This window comes from Clostridium sp. DL1XJH146, assembly GCF_054819755.1.
This window is the reverse complement of sequence record NZ_JBTVVN010000030.1, coordinates 1-17,886: the sequence shown is the minus strand read 5'-3', so window position 1 is coordinate 17,886 and position 17,886 is coordinate 1. Positions and strand designations below refer to the sequence as shown.

The 17,886-nt window shown below is 28.1% G+C and carries 13 protein-coding genes; 11 read left to right on the top strand and 2 right to left on the bottom strand.

The window, feature by feature from the left end; genetic code table 11:
• The first annotated feature begins 3 nt into the window (after positions 1-3).
• The 7 genes from ACVHXK_RS13665 to ACVHXK_RS13635 all read left to right on the top strand — a co-directional run bounded on the left by ACVHXK_RS13665 (position 4) and on the right by ACVHXK_RS13635 (position 6,147).
• On the top strand, positions 4-570 hold the full coding sequence (locus ACVHXK_RS13665) for a PilN domain-containing protein (protein ID WP_461206965.1): 567 nt from the start codon (positions 4-6) through the stop codon (positions 568-570).
• Positions 554-1,387: a hypothetical protein gene (locus ACVHXK_RS13660; RefSeq protein WP_461206964.1), complete on the top strand. Its 834-nt coding sequence runs from the start codon at positions 554-556 to the stop codon at positions 1,385-1,387. The genes ACVHXK_RS13665 and ACVHXK_RS13660 overlap by 17 nt, the downstream gene beginning before the upstream one ends.
• Positions 1,388-1,621: 234 nt before the next feature.
• Positions 1,622-2,092 carry a pilus assembly PilX N-terminal domain-containing protein gene (locus ACVHXK_RS13655; protein ID WP_461206963.1) on the top strand — a complete coding sequence of 157 codons (471 nt, stop codon included), beginning with the start codon at positions 1,622-1,624 and terminating at the stop codon, positions 2,090-2,092.
• An 80-nt stretch (positions 2,093-2,172) separates the two neighbouring features.
• Positions 2,173-2,661: a prepilin-type N-terminal cleavage/methylation domain-containing protein gene (locus tag ACVHXK_RS13650; protein ID WP_461206962.1), complete on the top strand. Its 489-nt coding sequence runs from the start codon at positions 2,173-2,175 to the stop codon at positions 2,659-2,661.
• Positions 2,662-2,733: 72 nt separating this feature from the next.
• Complete coding sequence (locus ACVHXK_RS13645; protein ID WP_461206961.1) at positions 2,734-3,555, top strand: prepilin-type N-terminal cleavage/methylation domain-containing protein; 822 nt, start codon at positions 2,734-2,736, stop codon at positions 3,553-3,555.
• A gap of 190 nt (positions 3,556-3,745) precedes the next feature.
• Entirely contained in the window at positions 3,746-5,209 is a 1,464-nt protein-coding gene (locus ACVHXK_RS13640; RefSeq protein WP_461206960.1) for an O-antigen ligase family protein, read from the top strand.
• A gap of 188 nt (positions 5,210-5,397) precedes the next feature.
• A complete protein-coding gene (locus ACVHXK_RS13635) occupies positions 5,398-6,147 on the top strand; it encodes a prepilin peptidase (RefSeq protein WP_461206959.1) in 750 nt (249 codons plus the stop codon).
• A gap of 251 nt (positions 6,148-6,398) precedes the next feature.
• On the opposite strand, the gene gltX is transcribed toward ACVHXK_RS13635, so the two are convergent.
• On the bottom strand, positions 6,399-7,871 hold the full coding sequence (gene gltX / locus ACVHXK_RS13630) for a glutamate--tRNA ligase (RefSeq protein ID WP_461206958.1): 1,473 nt from the start codon (positions 7,869-7,871) through the stop codon (positions 6,399-6,401).
• A 287-nt stretch (positions 7,872-8,158) separates the two neighbouring features.
• Between gltX and ACVHXK_RS13625 the strand changes: the two genes are divergently transcribed.
• Together ACVHXK_RS13625 and ACVHXK_RS13620 are read left to right on the top strand one after the other, a co-directional pair.
• On the top strand, positions 8,159-10,012 hold the full coding sequence (locus ACVHXK_RS13625) for a methyl-accepting chemotaxis protein (RefSeq protein WP_461206957.1): 1,854 nt from the start codon (positions 8,159-8,161) through the stop codon (positions 10,010-10,012).
• Between the two features lie 209 nt (positions 10,013-10,221).
• Positions 10,222-12,492: an alpha/beta hydrolase gene (locus ACVHXK_RS13620; RefSeq protein ID WP_461206956.1), complete on the top strand. Its 2,271-nt coding sequence runs from the start codon at positions 10,222-10,224 to the stop codon at positions 12,490-12,492.
• A 333-nt stretch (positions 12,493-12,825) separates the two neighbouring features.
• Here ACVHXK_RS13620 and ACVHXK_RS13615 read toward each other — a convergent pair whose 3' ends face one another.
• On the bottom strand, positions 12,826-13,458 hold the full coding sequence (locus ACVHXK_RS13615) for a DUF4397 domain-containing protein (RefSeq protein ID WP_461206955.1): 633 nt from the start codon (positions 13,456-13,458) through the stop codon (positions 12,826-12,828).
• A 338-nt stretch (positions 13,459-13,796) separates the two neighbouring features.
• Between ACVHXK_RS13615 and ACVHXK_RS13610 the strand changes: the two genes are divergently transcribed.
• Both ACVHXK_RS13610 and ACVHXK_RS13605 read left to right on the top strand, forming a co-directional pair.
• The gene (locus ACVHXK_RS13610; RefSeq protein ID WP_461206954.1) at positions 13,797-15,086 is read left to right on the top strand and encodes a metallophosphoesterase family protein; all 1,290 of its coding nucleotides are present in this window, start codon (positions 13,797-13,799) and stop codon (positions 15,084-15,086) included.
• Complete coding sequence (locus tag ACVHXK_RS13605) at positions 15,083-17,656, top strand: ATP-binding protein (RefSeq protein ID WP_461206953.1); 2,574 nt, start codon at positions 15,083-15,085, stop codon at positions 17,654-17,656. The genes ACVHXK_RS13610 and ACVHXK_RS13605 overlap by 4 nt, the downstream gene beginning before the upstream one ends.
• Positions 17,657-17,886 lie beyond the last annotated feature (230 nt).

Here is a 17,886-nt window from a genome sequence, read left to right as displayed (position 1 = left end):
AATATGAGAGACTTTAACTTTTTTAATTATCTGATAAAGAAAAAGAAAAACAAAAATTTAAAATATATGAATTTAATTATAATTATCGGTGGCTTTATGATTGCTATGATAGTTGTTTACTTAATTAATTTTGGAATAATACAAAAATTAAAATATGACATTGAAGATAGAGAAAAATCTATTGATTATAAAGCTAGTGAAGAAATAGAAAATACTGTAGCTGCAAAAGAAAGAGAACTTCAGATATTAAGACAATATGATACTATTGTCACTGGAGTAACTGCGATTTTAGATGATAATGATAGTATTAATTCAATGATATTTTCAAAGGTTTCTTCTACAATGCCACAAGAAGTGAAATTTGCTTCTATAAATATAAGTGGTGAATTTTTATCGATTACAGGTACAGCTTCATCTAGAATTTCTATTGGTGAATTAGAACATAATCTTAAAGAAATTGATTCCATTAGCTATGTTCATATTGGTAATATATCATTTGATGGGACAAGTTATTCATTTGATGTAAGTTGTATTATGGAGGAGGAAGTAAGCAGTGAAGATAACAATTAATAGGAGAAATAAAATAATTATTTATGTCTTATTAGGGATATTAGTATTTGCTGGTTACTACCAATTAGTTTTGAAATATCAGCAAAAAAATATTAGTGCACTTCAAAATGAATTAAGTATGTATGATGAAAAATTGGATAGTTATAATATAAATCAAGAATATGATAAACAGTTAGATAGCGATATAGAAGAATATGCAGAAAAGGTTACTACTAAAGTAGAGGATTTTTTTCCAAGTGTTATACAGGAAAAAATAATTGTTATTTTAGATTCTATGGTTAACAGCTCAGTACTTTCTTGCACAAATATGAGTTTTACACCTAGTACCATAGAGCAACTTTCATTAGAAGAAGGTGTATCAGAGGATACTATATTTACACTGAATGAACTGGTTGAAGAATATAATGAATTAAAAGAAACAGAAACTATTGAAGATAATGAGCAGCAAGATACTAATGAATCTGAAGAAGTGGATAATATAGATGAAACAGAAACAAGCATAGAAGAAGAGACTACTGATATAACTGAAGATACTGAAAATACTGATACAGAGTCTATATTTGAGGTTGAAAAAATGAATGTTTCTCTTCAACTCTCAGGTACTTATTCAAATTTAACAAGCTTTATTTCAACATTAAAAGCATATGATCACAGAATAGTAATTAATAATGTTTCTATATCAGCAGACGGAGGAGAAGCTGTTACAGCTTCTATGAATGTTGATTTTTATTCTGTACCTAAACTTATGATTGATGATAGTGATTATTTGCAATGGGATTATAGTGATACTTATGGAAAGACTAACCCGTTTCAATGATAAAGAAGTGTGAAGTTTTTAGAGTGAAGAGTGCAGTGGAAAAGATAAAGAATATAGATAACTGTTCACAGCTAACGGTGAACAGTTGATGAAAGTTTACAGTTCACGGAGTACAGCAGTAGAGGAGCTTTAAATTATTCAGAAAATCTTTAATTTAGTATTCGATTTTGCGGGGCAGAATCATAATTTAACCAAGAATTAAGAACAGAGTGCTGAAAATAGGTTGGTGATTTTATGAGATATATAAGGAAAAAAGGAGCAGCATTACTTATGATACTTATTTCATTAGTAGTTTTAAGTATAATAGGAACTGCTGTAATAGCTTATACAACTTCCAATTATAAACTAAGAAAAACAATAGGCCATGTTGAAGAAAATCAATATATTGCGGAGGGTGGAGTAGATCAAGTCTATGGAGTTCTTGCAAAAATCATATCAGAATCAAATGGAGATAAGGATACTATTGTTCAAGAAATTAAATCTAGAATAAATAGTGAGAGCAATTCAGATGATGAAAGTGGAGATTATGATGATCTTAAAGATGGGAATTTGAAAATTAGACTTGATGAAGTAGCATCCGATTTGAATTTTGATGATGACGAAATCACTATCCGTGTAGAAGCTCAATTTGAAAGGAAGACAGTTTCAGGTCTATATATAGTGGACTCTGATTTTAATATAATTCTAGATAGTAAAGATTTTTGAGTTGTTTTTAGTTAAATATAAATTTTGATGGAATGTAAGTTTATTAAATTTACAAAAATTCTATAAGCAGGGTGAAAAATATGAGAATAAAAAAACAAGGGCTTACACTTATAGAACTAATCATTACTTTAGCAATATTAACTATTATTTTAGGGGTAATTTCAAATTTTTTCGTAACAAACTATAAGCAGTTAAATTTTGCAGAGAACAAGGCAGACTTACAAGGAATGGCTCAAAAATCCATAGTGGATATTTCTAATACAGGAAGAGAAAGTAGCGGGATAAAAGTCTTGGTCGGAAGTGATGGTAGTAGTAAAATTAATGAAACAACAAATCAAAGTATATCAATTATTACATTTACCAATAATGGAATAGATAAAACATATACGTTGTCAAATGGTTCTCTTACAAATCCAAAAGGGACTGTGATTGCAGAGAATGTAGAATATTTAAAAATAGAGCCTATAAGTGGAGAGTTTATAAATTGTAAGGGAATAAATATTGAAATAAAGCTTAAAAAAGATGATGATGAGGTAGTTTTAAATACAGGCGTATATTTTAGAAATTAGTTGTGAAAATAATCTTGCTTAGTTATTATTATTTGATTGGTAAATTAGAACTGTTCCAAATGGAGGGTTTTTATGAAATATTCTAGTAAAAAGGGAATGACTTTATTAGAAGTAATAATTAGTATAGCAATTTTGGGTATTATAGTAACCCCTATGCTTTCTTTGAGTTTGACATCAAACAAGATAAATGCTAAATCAGAAGAAGATATACAAGCTATGGCTCTTGCACAGAAGCATTTTGAGTATTTGAAATCAAAAGAATGTGTTATAGATACAAACAATAAAGAATATCTAGATATTAATGATACTTATAAAAAAATAGATGATGGAAAGAAATTATTTGATTATGATACTAATAATGATGGTAATAATGATTTTATTATAAAAGAAGAAGTTAATTCAATTGTAAAGTATAATGTAACAGTTAGTAATGAAAATAATAAAAGCGAAATTAAAAATATTATCAATATAACGATAATAGCTAAAAGTGGTAACAGTTTATATTATACAATTAATGACGTAACTACCGGTTGGGTGAGTGGAAACAGCTTAAGAATAAATAGAAGTGATTCTAATAATATAGAGATTTTTGGAAATACAGTAACTATAAGCACTGGTGATATATTAGTCAAGGTGGATAATTCATTGAATAGTAATATTAATATTTATCCATATAGTACACAAGAAAATATATTATATTATGAATATTCGGGGAAAATTAATTGGCACTATTCAGATTCAAATTATATTAAGTCATATACAGAGTATAATGGTGGAACTTCAGAAGAAGGCTTATCTGATAAAAGTTATCTCTATAAAATTGATGTAGAGATATATTCAGCTGATGAGCTAGATAAACCTATTTATACTTTTAGTGGATATAAAACAAACTAGTAATTATTCTTCATTATACCTATAGCACATAATCAATATGTGCTATTATTTTTGCCTATTTTTTAGTATTCGAACCTTTTTCTATAAATTTTAATATTTTTGTTAGCATTATTATAAAGAAAAATGTTATAATTTTCATAGTTATGGAAATTAATTAAAGTATACCTAATGTTAGCTATGGAGGATATTAATGAGCAGAGGAAGAAGTTTAAATTATTTTGATAAACCATTTATTGAGCAAGTAAAAATTTATCTATTATCTTTAATTGTAATTATTGTAGCAATAATTATAGGTGTAAAGAAAATTGATTTTATTGGCATTGATGGAGCAATAATTGATCATATTAACACAGGAACAAAGTATACATATTTTAATTATTATAAAGCTTTAATTATATGGATAATGGCTGCTGTAATGTTTATATTAGTTGTTTATCAGTATATAAGAAAACAAATTGAAATGAATGATGATATTAAATTAAGGTTACCTATATTGTTGTTTATATTATTTATAGTATTGGCTAGTTTCTTATCACCCTTTAGATATGTTTCTTTGTGGGGGTATTATGATAGGTGTGAGGGAATGTTTACTTATCTAGGGTATATGGTTCTATTTATAGGAGCTATTTCTTGCTCTATTGATTTAAATAAGTTTAAAATATACAGAAATGCTTTGATTTTTACTTCTATAATAGTTGGATTAATTGGTGTTTTTCAATTTTTCGGGATGAACCTTTTGGAAACAAAATTATTGTATAATTTAACGGTGCCCAATTCTGTAAGGAATAAAATGCCTGAATTAATATTTAAGACTAAGACCAGGGCGTATTCTACATTGTACAATCCAAATTATGTAGGAACTTTTACATCGCTCTTATTTCCTTTTTTTATGGTGTTTTATTTGTACGCTAGAGAAAAAAGGAATGTTATAATATTTTTCTTATCTACATGTTTAATGTTCACATTTATGTTGTCTAGTGTTTCAAGGTCAGGTATGGTAGGCAGTTTTATAGCTTTTGTAGTTATTATAATAATTGATAGGAAGAACATATTTAAAAGAAAAATAGAATATATTATACTTTTCATTTCTTTGATAGCTATATTTATTATTATGGATATAAGAAGTGGTGGGTATGTATTCAGCAGAATGATTGATATGCTAAAAGATATTGGGATACTAGTTAATTTTAATAATGGAAATTATGCTAAGGATTTAGAAGGCGTAGGCACATCAAGATTTTTGATATGGAAATATTCCCTTCCCATGTTAAAGGATACGTTGTTAATAGGCCATGGACCGGATACATTTGTATTCTATTTTCCACATCTATTAACAGCAATGGCTGGATATAAAGAGTTTGTGGATAAGCCACATCAGATGTATCTTCAGATTGGAATAAATATTGGTGTTTTAGCTCTAACTGTATTTTTATGGATAAATGGATATGTTTTGTCAGTATCAAAAAAAGTTATAAGAAAAATGAGGTATGATGAAGATAAATTAAGAATATGGATTTTTGCTTTGTTTGTATCCATAATAGGATATTTAGTACAAGGATTATTTAATGATAGTGTGGTTTCTTGTGCACCTATATTTTGGATTAATCTAGGGTTTTTATATAAAATGAGTAGAGAATACATTGATAGATACTAGATTTATGTAAATAGGCGAAATTGTGATATAATCATAATTAGCAATTAATGAATTTCTAAGAATGAGTAAGTTAATCTTGATTGCATTATGAAAATTACAAATTATTATTAAAGTAAAATATATTTATTAAGTAATAGTTTAAATATCAATATTATTTTAAAATAGCATCAATCTAAGAAGGAGTTTTTATGGAGATAGGATTTATTTTTGTTTTAGGATTATTAATAGGAAGTTTTCTAAATGTTTGTATTTATAGAATACCAAATAAAGAATCTATTGCTTTTCCACCATCACATTGTACTAATTGTGATAATAGGATTAAGCCTTATGATTTAATTCCAGTTTTAAGTTGGATTATTTTAAGGGGGAAATGTAGGTATTGTGGAGAAAAAATTTCGGTAAAATACCCTCTGATTGAGCTGTTTACAGGTATATTATTTATGCTGATATTTATTAAATATGGGTATTCAGTAGATACATTAAAGTATTTGATTTTAGCTTGTTTTTTAATTGTTATAGGGTTTATTGATTTTAATACTACAGATGTTTATTTAGTAACTACGCTGCCGGCATTTATTATAGGGGTACTATTTACTGGTGTTCATTTTTTCAATGACCAACTAATTACAACATACTATATAGGAGCCTTTTTTGGTTATGCAATTATAGCTTTTATAATACTTGTAACTAAAGGAATGGGATGGGGAGATGCTGAGATACTAGGTGTTTGTGGTATATTCTTAGGACTTAAGGCTACTATTTTAACTTTCTTTTTATCAGTTGTTTTAGGTGCAATCATTGGAGTTATCTTAATAGCAACTAAAGTTAAGGGAAGAAAGGATTATATACCTTTTGGACCATATATAGCCTTAGCAGCGTTTGTTTCTATGTTTTTAGGAAATGAATTGATTAATTGGTATATGGGATACTTATTTTAAGAGAAATGGACAATGCACAATGCACAGTGCACAATTAAGGAGGATTTTCCTGCGGAAAATCTTTATTATAAAGAATTAAAGAATTTTGATTATAGAGCATGTGCTATTTATAAATTAATAGTGTATATTAAAAATCCCCACTAACAAAATGTTAACGGGGGTTTATTTTTATTGAATTAAAGATTTTATGACCAAAGGGAATAAAATCATCATTAATTGTGCATTGTGAACTGTGCATTGTGCATTATCTTTTAAAGTGATTTTTGAAGTTTTTCAATTCCAACGGCAAGTCTTCTAAGAGTTTCTTCTTTTCCGATAATTTCAGCTATTTCAAAAGCTCCGCCTGGTGTAGATTTTTTACCTGTTAGGGCAGTTCTTAGAGGCCATAAAACTTTACCATTTTTAGTTTCCATAGTTGCAATTAGAGCCATTATGTCTTTTTCTATATTTTCTAATGTCCATTCATCTATAGCTTCTAAAACTGGAACAGATTTTTCTAAGGCGTCTAAAGAATTCACTGAATTTGTTTTCATTCTTTTGTGATAATATAAGTCTATTTCGTATTCAGGTAATTCTTTGAAGAAATCAATCATTTCAGGAATTTCAGAAAGAACACTTAATCGTGCTTGAATTAATTCTGAAATAAATTTTATGTCCAATGTTTCTAGTTGTTCTTTTGTAAAAAAGTCATTGTAGTATGGAAGAGCTATTTTGTGGAATACATTTGCATCTAATTTTTTTATGTATTCTCCATTCATCCAAGTCAATTTAACAGGGTCAAATATAGCCGGTGATTTGCTAATGTTTTTATAATCAAATTGTTCTACAAGGTCTTCTAGTGTAAAGATTTCTTGGTCAGTACCAGCATTCCACCCAAGTAGAGCTATGTAGTTAACTATAGCTTCTTTAAGATAACCTTTTTCTAGTAAGTCTTGGAATGAAGCATCGCCATTTCTTTTACTTAGTTTGCTATGGGCATCCTTCATAATAGGTGGACAATGGACGTATACAGGTACATTCCATCCAAAGGCTTCATATAATCTATTGTATTTTGGAGCAGAAGATAAATATTCATTTCCTCTTACTACATGAGTTATACCCATTAAGTGGTCATCAACAACATTAGCAAAGTTATATGTAGGAAGACCGTCAGATTTCATAAGAATCATATCATCTAATTCAGAGTTATCAACTTTAATATCTCCATAAATTTCATCCTTGAAAATTGTTTCACCTTCAGTAGGATTCTTTTGTCTAATTATAAATGAAAGACCTTTTTTTAGGTTTTCCTCAATTTCTTCTTTTGAAAGATTTCTGCAATGACCATCATATCTAAAAACTTTATTATTTTCTTCACATTTAGCTTTTAATTCATCTAATCTTTCTTTTGTGCAGAAGCAGTAGTAAGCTTCACCCTTCTCAACTAATTCTTTTGCGTAATCCATATACATATCTTTTCTTTCGCTTTGTACGTAAGGACCAACAGGGCCACCAACATCTGGACCTTCGTCGTGTTTAAGGCCAGTCATTTCTAATGTTTTAAATATAACATCAGTTGCACCTTCTACAAATCTCACTTGATCGGTATCTTCAATTCTCAAAATAAATTTTCCATCTTGGTGCTTTGCTATTAAATATGTATACAAAGCTGTTCTTAAATTTCCTATGTGCATATAGCCAGTTGGACTAGGTGCAAATCTAGTTCTTATTTCATTAAATTCCATTTTTTTCACTCCCTATTTAAACGCTATTTTTATAATATACTAAGCATATTTTTATGTCAATAGTAGGGGAAATATATGAAGTATTCTTTTATGAAAACAATTACTTAGTAATAATAATAATAATATAAATTGAAATAAAACAAGATATGTAATATAATTATATTTAATATACTATTAAATATAATATGAAAAAAATCAAAATTTCTGAGAAATAGCAAAAAAAATGTAGAAAATAAATCATATAGCAAAAAAAATGCAGAAAATAAATTATATAGAAAGAGGTTAATATGATAATACTTAAAAAAAGTAGTATTGGAAATAAATTATTGATTTTTGTAGTAATAGCTTTTATTTTTACTATTGTAAGTATAATTACTATGAATTATATTGAATTTAATAATTATAGTTCAGATATAAACGAAGAGCAAGCGATAAAAGGTATGGAAGCTTTAAATAAGGATATTGAGGTGTATAAAGCCAAATCCTTAGATTTAGTTAAAGTAATTTCAACTAATAGTAATATTTCGGCAGCAATAACAGATAATGATATTGAAGGATTAACTAAAATACAACAGTATATCACAAAAGATGCCGATATAGATTTTTTAACAATTACGGATAAAGATGGAATAATTCTTGTTAATGATTCGGAAATAAACTATGATAATATTTCAAATCAAACTAATATTAAAAGAGCATTAATTGGTGAGTTTTATTCTACATTAGAAGCAACCAACCAATTTGATCTAGCGGCAGTAGCGGCAGCTCCTATAGTAGATGAAGAAGGAAATGTTGTGGGGGCTATATCTATAGGTTATACACTAGACGATATAGAAATTCTTGATAAGTTAAAAGAAATATATAAAACTGAGTTAACTATTTTCTTAGATGATGTTCGCCTTAATACTACAATTATTCAAGATGGACAACGATTAATAGGAACTAAACTTGATAGTGAAATATCTGAAAAAGTTTTAGTAGAGAAAGAAATTTATACTGGAAATGCAGAAATTCTTGGGGTTCCATACTTAACGGCCTATATGCCACTTACTAATACAGAAGGAGAATCTATAGGGGTAGTTTTTGCAGGACAAGACATTGAGAGTGCCATGGAGGCAAGTAATAGAATAATTTTAATAATTATAAGTATTTCAGTAGTATTATTATTATTAATATCAGTGTTACTTTATATAGTTATAAGAAAAATAATTTCAAATCCTTTAAACAAGGTTGTTGTAGCTGCAAATAAGATTAGTGAAGGCGATTTGAATGTAGTAAATTTTGATTTTAATATTGATTATGATACAAAAGATGAGGTAGCTATTCTTGGAAATTCATTCAAAATTATGTCTGATAGAATAAATAAAGCAATAACAGGAATAAATTCTTCATCAGAGCAGGTATCTATAGGGGCAAATCAATTATCTTTAGCGGGACAAACACTATCACAAGGGGCTACAGAGCAAGCCAGTGCTATAGAGGAGATAACATCATCAGTAACTCAATTAGCTGCACAAACTAAGGATAATGCAGTAAATTCTAATGAAGTAAATAATCTTGCAGTAGGATTGAAAAATAAAACGATGTTAAGCAATGAGCAAATGAAGGAAATGATAAAGGCAATGGATGATATAAATCAATCGTCAACAAATATAGCTAGAATTATAAAATTAATTGATGGAATTGCTTTTCAGACAAATATTTTAGCACTTAATGCAGCCGTTGAAGCGGCAAGAGCTGGACAGTATGGAAAGGGATTTGCTGTAGTTGCAGAGGAAGTGAAAAATTTAGCATCTAAAAGTGCAGGGGCAGCAAAAGAAACAGCAGCGATGATCGATAAATCAATACAAAAAGCCAATATCGGAGCTGAAAAAGCTAATAAAACGGCATATGATTTAGGGATTGTAGTAGAAGATATTATAAAAATTACCCAGCTTATAGAAGGAATATCTATAGCTTCTAATGAACAGTCAGTAGGGATCGAACAAATAAATAAAGCTATTGATGAAGTAGCACAAGTAGTTCATACAAACTCTGCAACAGCAGAAGAAAGTGCAGCAGCTAGTGAAGAGTTATCAGGTCAGGCAGAATTGTTAAAGCAAGAAGTAGCGAAATTCAAATTAAAAGATATAGGAATTTAATTGTAGCATTCCCCGCTTCTTTCAGGATGGTGCTAAGACGCGTTAGCGTCGTCAAAAGGAACAGAAGGTTACTTAGTAAGGCAGCTTTGCTGCCTTTTTTATTGTATAATAAACCAGATAAGTAATTATTTTTCAATGGGGATAATAATTATTAAGAAATGATTTTTCAAAATCATAAAAATGGTTTATAATTGTACAGAGGTGACATAATGAAAAACAATGTAATAAAAGATAAATTTAGTGTGATAAAAAGCAAAGTTAAAAATAGTTTGGATAAATCTAATAGTATTTATGAGAAATATGGTAAAGGAAGTTTTGTTTTTCTATGTGCTTTTCTTATAATAATTGCTGCATTATGCGGAACAACCATTACTACAGGTCTTGGAGTGCCATTAGATATGGTTATTTTATGTTTGATAGTTTTAGGAGTATTTTTAGGAGCTTATTATTTATTAAATTTCATTATTTGGATTATAAAAATAATTGATGGAAAGATAATTGCAGCCTCACTAGCTTCTATTTTTCTTGTCTACTATTTGCTAGATGAGTATACAAGATTTGCAGATTATTTGAATTGGATTTTAGCTATTTCTATTATTATTGTACAAGTAGTTTTAGGTATGACAATTTATTTATTATATAAAAAGAAAGAATTGAAGTTGATACCGGTTATTATATTAACCATGACATTATCTATAGATATTTTTGGCTTTTATTGGATTCTTAGACCTGGTAAAAAAGATGATGTTGTTAGTAATTATATAAATAGTGAAACATATATGGATTTTTACAGTTCATCAGTGAATAATAGTAATTATTCAGAACTGGTAGATGAAGGAGATTATACAGTTGATAAGGTTTTTTATGGAAGTGGAGACGATAGACGAGATTATTATGGGGAGAATGTTGATATAATAACGACCACTGTTTCTGCAGATCCATTTCTTGAAGATTATAAAGGAAGACAATCAAAGATAAGAGAATTATTCTGGGGCTTTTCTCAAAAGGAAATGCCCTTAAATGCTGTAGTTTGGTATCCAGAGGAAGAGGGTAATTACCCTATTACCTTTATACTTCATGGGAATCACTCTATGGAAGATTATTCAGAATTAGGATACGAGTATCTTGGTGAATTCTTAGCTTCAAAAGGATATATTGTGGTTTCAGTGGATGAAAATTTTCTAAATGGCTCTTGGTCAGGAGGAATGAGTAAAGAAAATGATGCTAGGGCGTGGATGTTACTTAAGCATTTAGAATTATGGAGTGATTTTAGTGAAGATGAAAATTCTATTTTTTTTGAAAAAGTTGATATGGATAATATAGCTCTAATAGGACACTCTAGAGGAGGAGAAGCGGTTGTTTTAGCCTCTTATTTTAATGATCCCAGTGGATATAAATATAATGATGATATACAGTTTAATTTCAATTTTAACATTAAATCAATAGCTACAATAGCTCCAAGTGATGGTCAATACAAACCTAATAATAAATATGTGGTACCAAGAAATGTTGATTTTTTAGCTCTGTCTGGAGCTAGTGATGCAGATGTGTCTAATTTCGTTGGAAGTAACATATATGATAGATTAGAATTTAAGGATGCAGAGTACCACTTTAAAACTTATTTATATATACTCGGGGCAAACCACGGTCAATTTAATAGCAGCTGGGGAAGCTTTGATTCTTCTACACCTGCTAAGGCACTTATAAATAGGGCTAATTTAATAGAGGAAAAAGACCAAGAAGAAATAGCAAAGATTTATTTAAATGCATTCTTAGATTGTACTCTAAAAGATGAAGACAAGTATTTAGACCTATTTAAAGATTATAGAATTGCGCAAGATATTTTGCCACAAACTCTTTATTACAGTAAGTTTGAAGATACTACATATAGAGTTATCAGCGATTTTGAAGAAGACTACAATAAAACTACAGCTTCAATAAATGAAGGTAAAATTAAAAATATTAATTTTACTAAATGTGAAGAAAAAAGCCTTAGTTTTAAAGATGGAGATAAAAGGAGTAATCATGCTGTTTTTCTTGAATGGGATAGTGATAAGGCTAAATATTCTATAGATTTTAGTGAAAGTAATATTGATTTTTATAGAATCGAAGAAGAAGATAATCTTACTTTTTCAGCGTGTGACTTAGATGATAGTAAATTAAATTTAAATATAGAAGAAGTTAAGCAGACAGACTTTACTATAAGCCTATTTGACAAAGAAGGAAATGCAGGGGAAGTGGAATTTTCAGATTACTATTTAATGACACCTCCAATTAGATTAAATGTAACTAAACTAGAATTTTATGATGAAATAAAATATGGCACGGATATAGATCAAATATTGCAAACATATACTATCCCTTTAAAGGACTTTAAAGAAAATAATAATTCACTTTCTTTAGATAACTTAGCAAAAATTGAGTTTAACTTTAAAGGCAATGGGAAAATTGTATTGGATGATGTAGGAATACTTAAATAAACTATATAAAACAAATGCGCGATGCACAATTTACAATGCACAATTAAGGTAAATTTTGCTACGCAAAATCTTAAACTTAATTAAAGATCTTACGAAAGATAATTATTGTTAATTTAATATATATATTAAATTGAGAGATTAGGTATATAAAGAGAGTATTTAATATTATCAAGTTTTAAATATTGTTTTATAAAAAAAAGATTTTCAGAGGAACGAAGAAAATCATCCGAAATTGTGCATTGTGCATCGTGCATTGTGCATTATTCTTTTATAAGAATTTGACCTTAACTGCACTCTGCACTCTGCACTCTGCACATTGCAAATTGAATCTTTCTAAAAGTCTATATAAGTGTTTCCATCAAGTGGTATTACAACTTGAAGTGGAGGATTTCCACCTAGTAAGCCTATTGCATATACTGTATAAAATCTATTAGGTTTTAAATGTATATTTGGAACTATTAAAGCAATTTTATCAGTACCTGTTGGCCTTGCTTGTAGAGTGTATTTCCCTGGATCAACCTCTATATAGTCGCTAGTTTCTTCATAGGATACATTTTCAAAAATTATTGTTCCATCAGGCAATGTTACATCAACTGAAGGTGTATTTGGTGAAAGATGTGAAAATCTTACGCTAGCCTTATCTGGTACTTTTGCAAGAATTGGGTCATCAATCGGTAATAAATGTATAGAATCCAGTGTACCAATTGCTGCAATTGTAGTTATAGTTTCAGGTTCTATCTTATATTTTGTTGCTATTACTGGATTTGTTTTAGTGCCAGCAGGGTATACTTTGATATTATATATTCCTGGGGTTACCTTTAAATACTCAGTAAATTGTCTGTATTTTAAATTTCCAGCAATCTTGACGCCATTAGCATAGACATCTACAGCAGGAGCATCTGGACTAGCATGAAAAACTCTTATAAAAGATTTCTCTTCATTTCGATAATAAGGATAAAAAAACATACTTGTTTCCTTTCGTATTATTACTTTACCTTAATATGATATGTTTTGTAGTGGAAATGGTTCCTGCTTTTAACAATAAGATGTATTTTAGAATCAATAGTGTGAAGAGTTAATAGTTAATAGTTAAGTGTTAAGTGTGCAGTGTGGAATGTGAAGTGATGGATGATTTTCTCATTCTTCGTAAATCTTTAAATTAAATAGTTGATTTTGCGTAGCAAAATCATCCTTAATTTCACATTTCACATTTCACACTATTATTAAAGCAAACCTTTATTTCATAAATAATAGTATATATATAAACAATTCCTTAAAATATAGCGAAAGAAAGAGGTGTTTTTTTGATAGATAACGAATTTAAATTTATACATTCAGCTGATATTCATTTAGGCAGTATAATACATTGTGACACAAATGATGTAAGAATAAATGAACGGTTGGTAGAAGAGGTTTACAGTAGTTTTAGAAGGATAATTCAGTATGCTTTAGATAAAAAAGTAGATTTTCTTATTTTAGCTGGAGATATTTTTGATTCTGATATTAAACCAATAAAAGCAAGAAAGGTTTTCTATGAAGAGGCTTTGAAACTTTATAATAATAATATTAATTTGTACTATATTAGTGGTAATCACGACCCATTTTCAGAAGAGATTGAGCTATTTAAGTTACCTCCTAATGTTCATTGTTTTAGTTCCAAAGAAGCGATACAATATGAAATTGAAAAAGACGGAAAAATCGTTGCGAGGATAATTGGACAATCCTATAAGAATAAATGGGATAAGAGAAAAATGCATAAAGAATTTTTAATTAAAGATAACTCTGCATTTAATATAGGGGTTTTACATACTTCGCTAGAAGAGGATGGTAGATATGTACCAAGTTCTCTAAATGAGCTTGTGGAAATACAAGAAATAGATTATTGGGCACTAGGACATATACATAAGAGAAAAATATTAAATAAAGCGCCATATATTGTATATCCGGGAATACCACAAGGAAGAGATATTGGAGAACAAGGAGTTGGGGGTTGTTATCTAGTTTCTGTGGAAAAAGATAAAAATTGTAAAATGGAAATGTTAACAACTTCAAAAATAATTTGGCAAAAGATTGAAGTAGATATTAGTGGGTTAAGGAATTTAAATGAAATAGAACTTAAAATAATAGAGGTTTTTGAAGATATTTTAGAAAAAAATAATTATGAGTACAGTTTTATAGTGAAATTAAATATTAACGGAGAAACAAATTTAAATAAGAAACTTAGAGAAGATAACGTAGAAATTACTAAAGTTTTAATAGAAAGTATAAATAAACAATTTAACAATGGGGATTCATTTATTATAATTAATGAAATTGATATAAAGACAAAAGAAGATTTTATTAATAAAGAGCAATTAGTTAGAGAAAGTGAAGTGCTTTCCCAACTGCAAGATACAGTTGAATTAATAATTAATGATATGGTATTTTTAGAAGATTTAAAAGAAAATTTTGGCGCAATATATGATAGAAATCTCGATGAAGAGATTATTGATGAAGAGAAATTTAAATTAACAGATGAATTAACTATTGCGATAATTGATGAGGCTAAAGATATGATAACAAAACAATTATTGGAATGGGGTGATGTTGATTGAGGTTTAAAAGAATATATATTAAGGATTTTGGGATATTTAGAAATGAAAAACTGGATAATTTAAATAAGAATATTATAGTAATAGGAGCTAGGAATGGTTCAGGAAAAACTACATTTATGAAGATACTTCGTTATATTCCTTTTGGAATTCCTAAAAAAAATACAGTTCCTCCTGCAAATATACAATATGAATTAGAGGGGGAGTTAGAGAAAGAAGATAAGTTTTATAATATTAATTTAAAAGGTTATGGAAAACCTAGTTTTACTGATTTGAAATCAGTATCTGAAACTTCAAAGACTGAAGTTTTTGGTGATATTGACTATACTATGTATAAACAATTGTATACTATTAGTTTAGATGAACTTCAGAATTCTAATATAGATAAAGAGGAGTTAGATTCTTTAACAACAATTCTCTTAGGTGCAGGTTACAAAGAGATAGCATATCTTCCAAAGACTTTGTCACTTTATAGAAAAGAAAGTAGCGCTATAGGTGGTAAAAGTGGGAGAGTAACTACAGGTAAGTTTAGAAGCTATAATAGTGAGATAAAAAGTGGTTTAGATATTAAGAAAAAAGAAGAGAAAAAGTTAATAGAATATAATGAAAAGAAAATTGAATTAAGTAAAAATGAAGAAGAAAATGAAAGATTGCAGAAAGATATTAAAGATAAAAACATTGAAATTAAAAGATTGGATTTAATAAAGAGCATATTTCCACTCTATTCTTCTTTGAAAAGTATACAAGACAATTTAGGAAGTTTAAATAGAAAATTAAATGATCCATTGAATGAAATTTTTGAAGAAAAAGAAGAAGCTATTAAGAAAATAGAGTTAAGTACAAAAAGTATAGAAGATAGAGTCAATAGTATCAATGAAGAATATGCGGTACTTAATAATGAAAAAATAGAAATTGAAAAAGACATAGAGTATTTAAACCCTAAATGGGTAGGCCAATTTGAAAAGATTATTGATGTTAAGACTGATATGGTAGAGTACAAAAGATTATCAAATTTAGTTGAAGAAATAAAGGATTTAAAAAGAGAGAGACAACTTAAGGACAATGAATATATAAAGAGTAGAGATGAACACAAGCTTCTAGAAGATGATTTAAAAAAATTAAAAAAAAGAAAGAATAAGATATCTTTAGATAAAAATTTCTTTATATCAATTATTATATTATTATTAGGGATAGCACTTGTTTTCTTTAATAAAATAACCGGTGTTTTGGTAATTATTTTTTCTATCATTTATTCTTTAGTGTATTTATTTAAGTTTTTAAATGATAGTAAAAATATTAATATTGAAGAGAAAGATAGAAAATATAAAGAAATTAAATTAATAATAAGTCGAGAAAAGGAAGCTATTAAATTATTAGATAATAATATTACAGAAATAGAATCTGGATTAAATATTTTTAAGTGTAAATTTGGATTAAATGAAGGATTGGATTATAATATATTAACTGATTATTTTACGTCATTTAAAAACTTAAAATCAAAAATTCAGTTATATGAAAAATTACAACAGAAGCTAAATTTAGAAAAAGAGAAAGTAGAAGAAGATCTTAAAAAAATGCTTTCTGTTATAATATGCTTTAATGAATATAATAATGAAATTAAGAATAATAGTATAAAGGACGAGTTTATAAAAAATAGCATCCAAATTATAAGTAGTTTTAGTTTGCTTTATGAAGAATTTCAGGGATTTAGCAACTTGAAAAAGCAATTACAGCTAAAGGAAGATGAATATAAGCTAAAAAACAGGGCATTATTAGAAATGACATCTAGCAAAAGAGCAATAGAACTATTTGCAAATTATGAGATGAATTTAGAAGAGTTTATGTTGAAATACTATTCAATTGATGATATTGAAAGAAAAATTTTAGAAGAAGAGCGAAATTATGATGAGCTTAAAAAAGAAGAAAAAGAATTGATAAATAAAAAAGCTCAGTTATCTATTAAACTAGAAGAATTACAAACTACTGAAAAGTTAGTAGAAGCGCAAAGAAAAATTGATAAAGCTAGACGAGAACTTTCTCCATTAGCAAAAGAATATGCCAAATATAAAGCAGCAGAATTTATTATTGAGAAACTTCAATTAGACTTTTTAGAAAAAAAGAAGGAAACCATGCTTAGAAAGGCATCTATTTACTTTGATAAAATAACAAGTGGTAAATACGGCGAAATAATACCTTCTGAGGATCTGACTAGTTTAGACTTTAAAACTTTAAGAAATGATGGATCGAAAATAGAAAAAAGTGAAAATCTAAGTAGAGGCCTTAAAGAACAACTTTTCTTAAGTGTGCGATTTAATAGAATTAATAATCTAGAAAATAAGTTACCTCTTATAATTGATGATTCATTAGTCAACTTTGATGAATTTAGCTTTAAGAACACCTTAGAGATAATTAAAGAATTGTCAAAAGAACATCAAATCTTTATTTTGACTTGCCATTCATATTTAGTTGAAGAGATAGAAAAAACAATAGGAGAGGCACAGTATTTTTGGCTAGATGAAGGGAAGTTTAATGAAACTAATAGCAGAGAACTGGTAGACATGCTGAAACCATAGGATAATTACAATGCACAATGGACAATGGACAATGGACAATGGACAATGGACAATGCACAATGCACAATGCACAATTTAGGATGATTTTGCTACGCAAAATCTTTAATTAATAAAAACATAATAAATAGAAGCACAAAAAATTAAAACACAGAGAATTAAAACACAGAGAATTAAAACACAGAGAATTAAAACACAGAGAATTAAAACACAGAGAATTAAAACACAGAGAA

Excerpts from the sequence above, each read along its gene's own strand:
- ACVHXK_RS13665 (WP_461206965.1), top strand. The coding sequence starts at position 4 with ATGAGAGACTTTAACTTTTTTAATTATCTGATAAAGAAAAAGAAAAAC.
- ACVHXK_RS13655 (WP_461206963.1), top strand. The coding sequence starts at position 1,622 with ATGAGATATATAAGGAAAAAAGGAGCAGCATTACTTATGATACTTATT.
- ACVHXK_RS13650 (WP_461206962.1), top strand. The coding sequence starts at position 2,173 with ATGAGAATAAAAAAACAAGGGCTTACACTTATAGAACTAATCATTACT.
- ACVHXK_RS13645 (WP_461206961.1), top strand. The coding sequence starts at position 2,734 with ATGAAATATTCTAGTAAAAAGGGAATGACTTTATTAGAAGTAATAATT.
- ACVHXK_RS13640 (WP_461206960.1), top strand. The coding sequence starts at position 3,746 with ATGAGCAGAGGAAGAAGTTTAAATTATTTTGATAAACCATTTATTGAG.
- ACVHXK_RS13635 (WP_461206959.1), top strand. The coding sequence starts at position 5,398 with ATGGAGATAGGATTTATTTTTGTTTTAGGATTATTAATAGGAAGTTTT.
- gltX (WP_461206958.1), bottom strand. The coding sequence starts at position 7,871 with ATGGAATTTAATGAAATAAGAACTAGATTTGCACCTAGTCCAACTGGC.
- ACVHXK_RS13625 (WP_461206957.1), top strand. The coding sequence starts at position 8,159 with ATGATAATACTTAAAAAAAGTAGTATTGGAAATAAATTATTGATTTTT.
- ACVHXK_RS13620 (WP_461206956.1), top strand. The coding sequence starts at position 10,222 with ATGAAAAACAATGTAATAAAAGATAAATTTAGTGTGATAAAAAGCAAA.
- ACVHXK_RS13615 (WP_461206955.1), bottom strand. The coding sequence starts at position 13,458 with ATGTTTTTTTATCCTTATTATCGAAATGAAGAGAAATCTTTTATAAGA.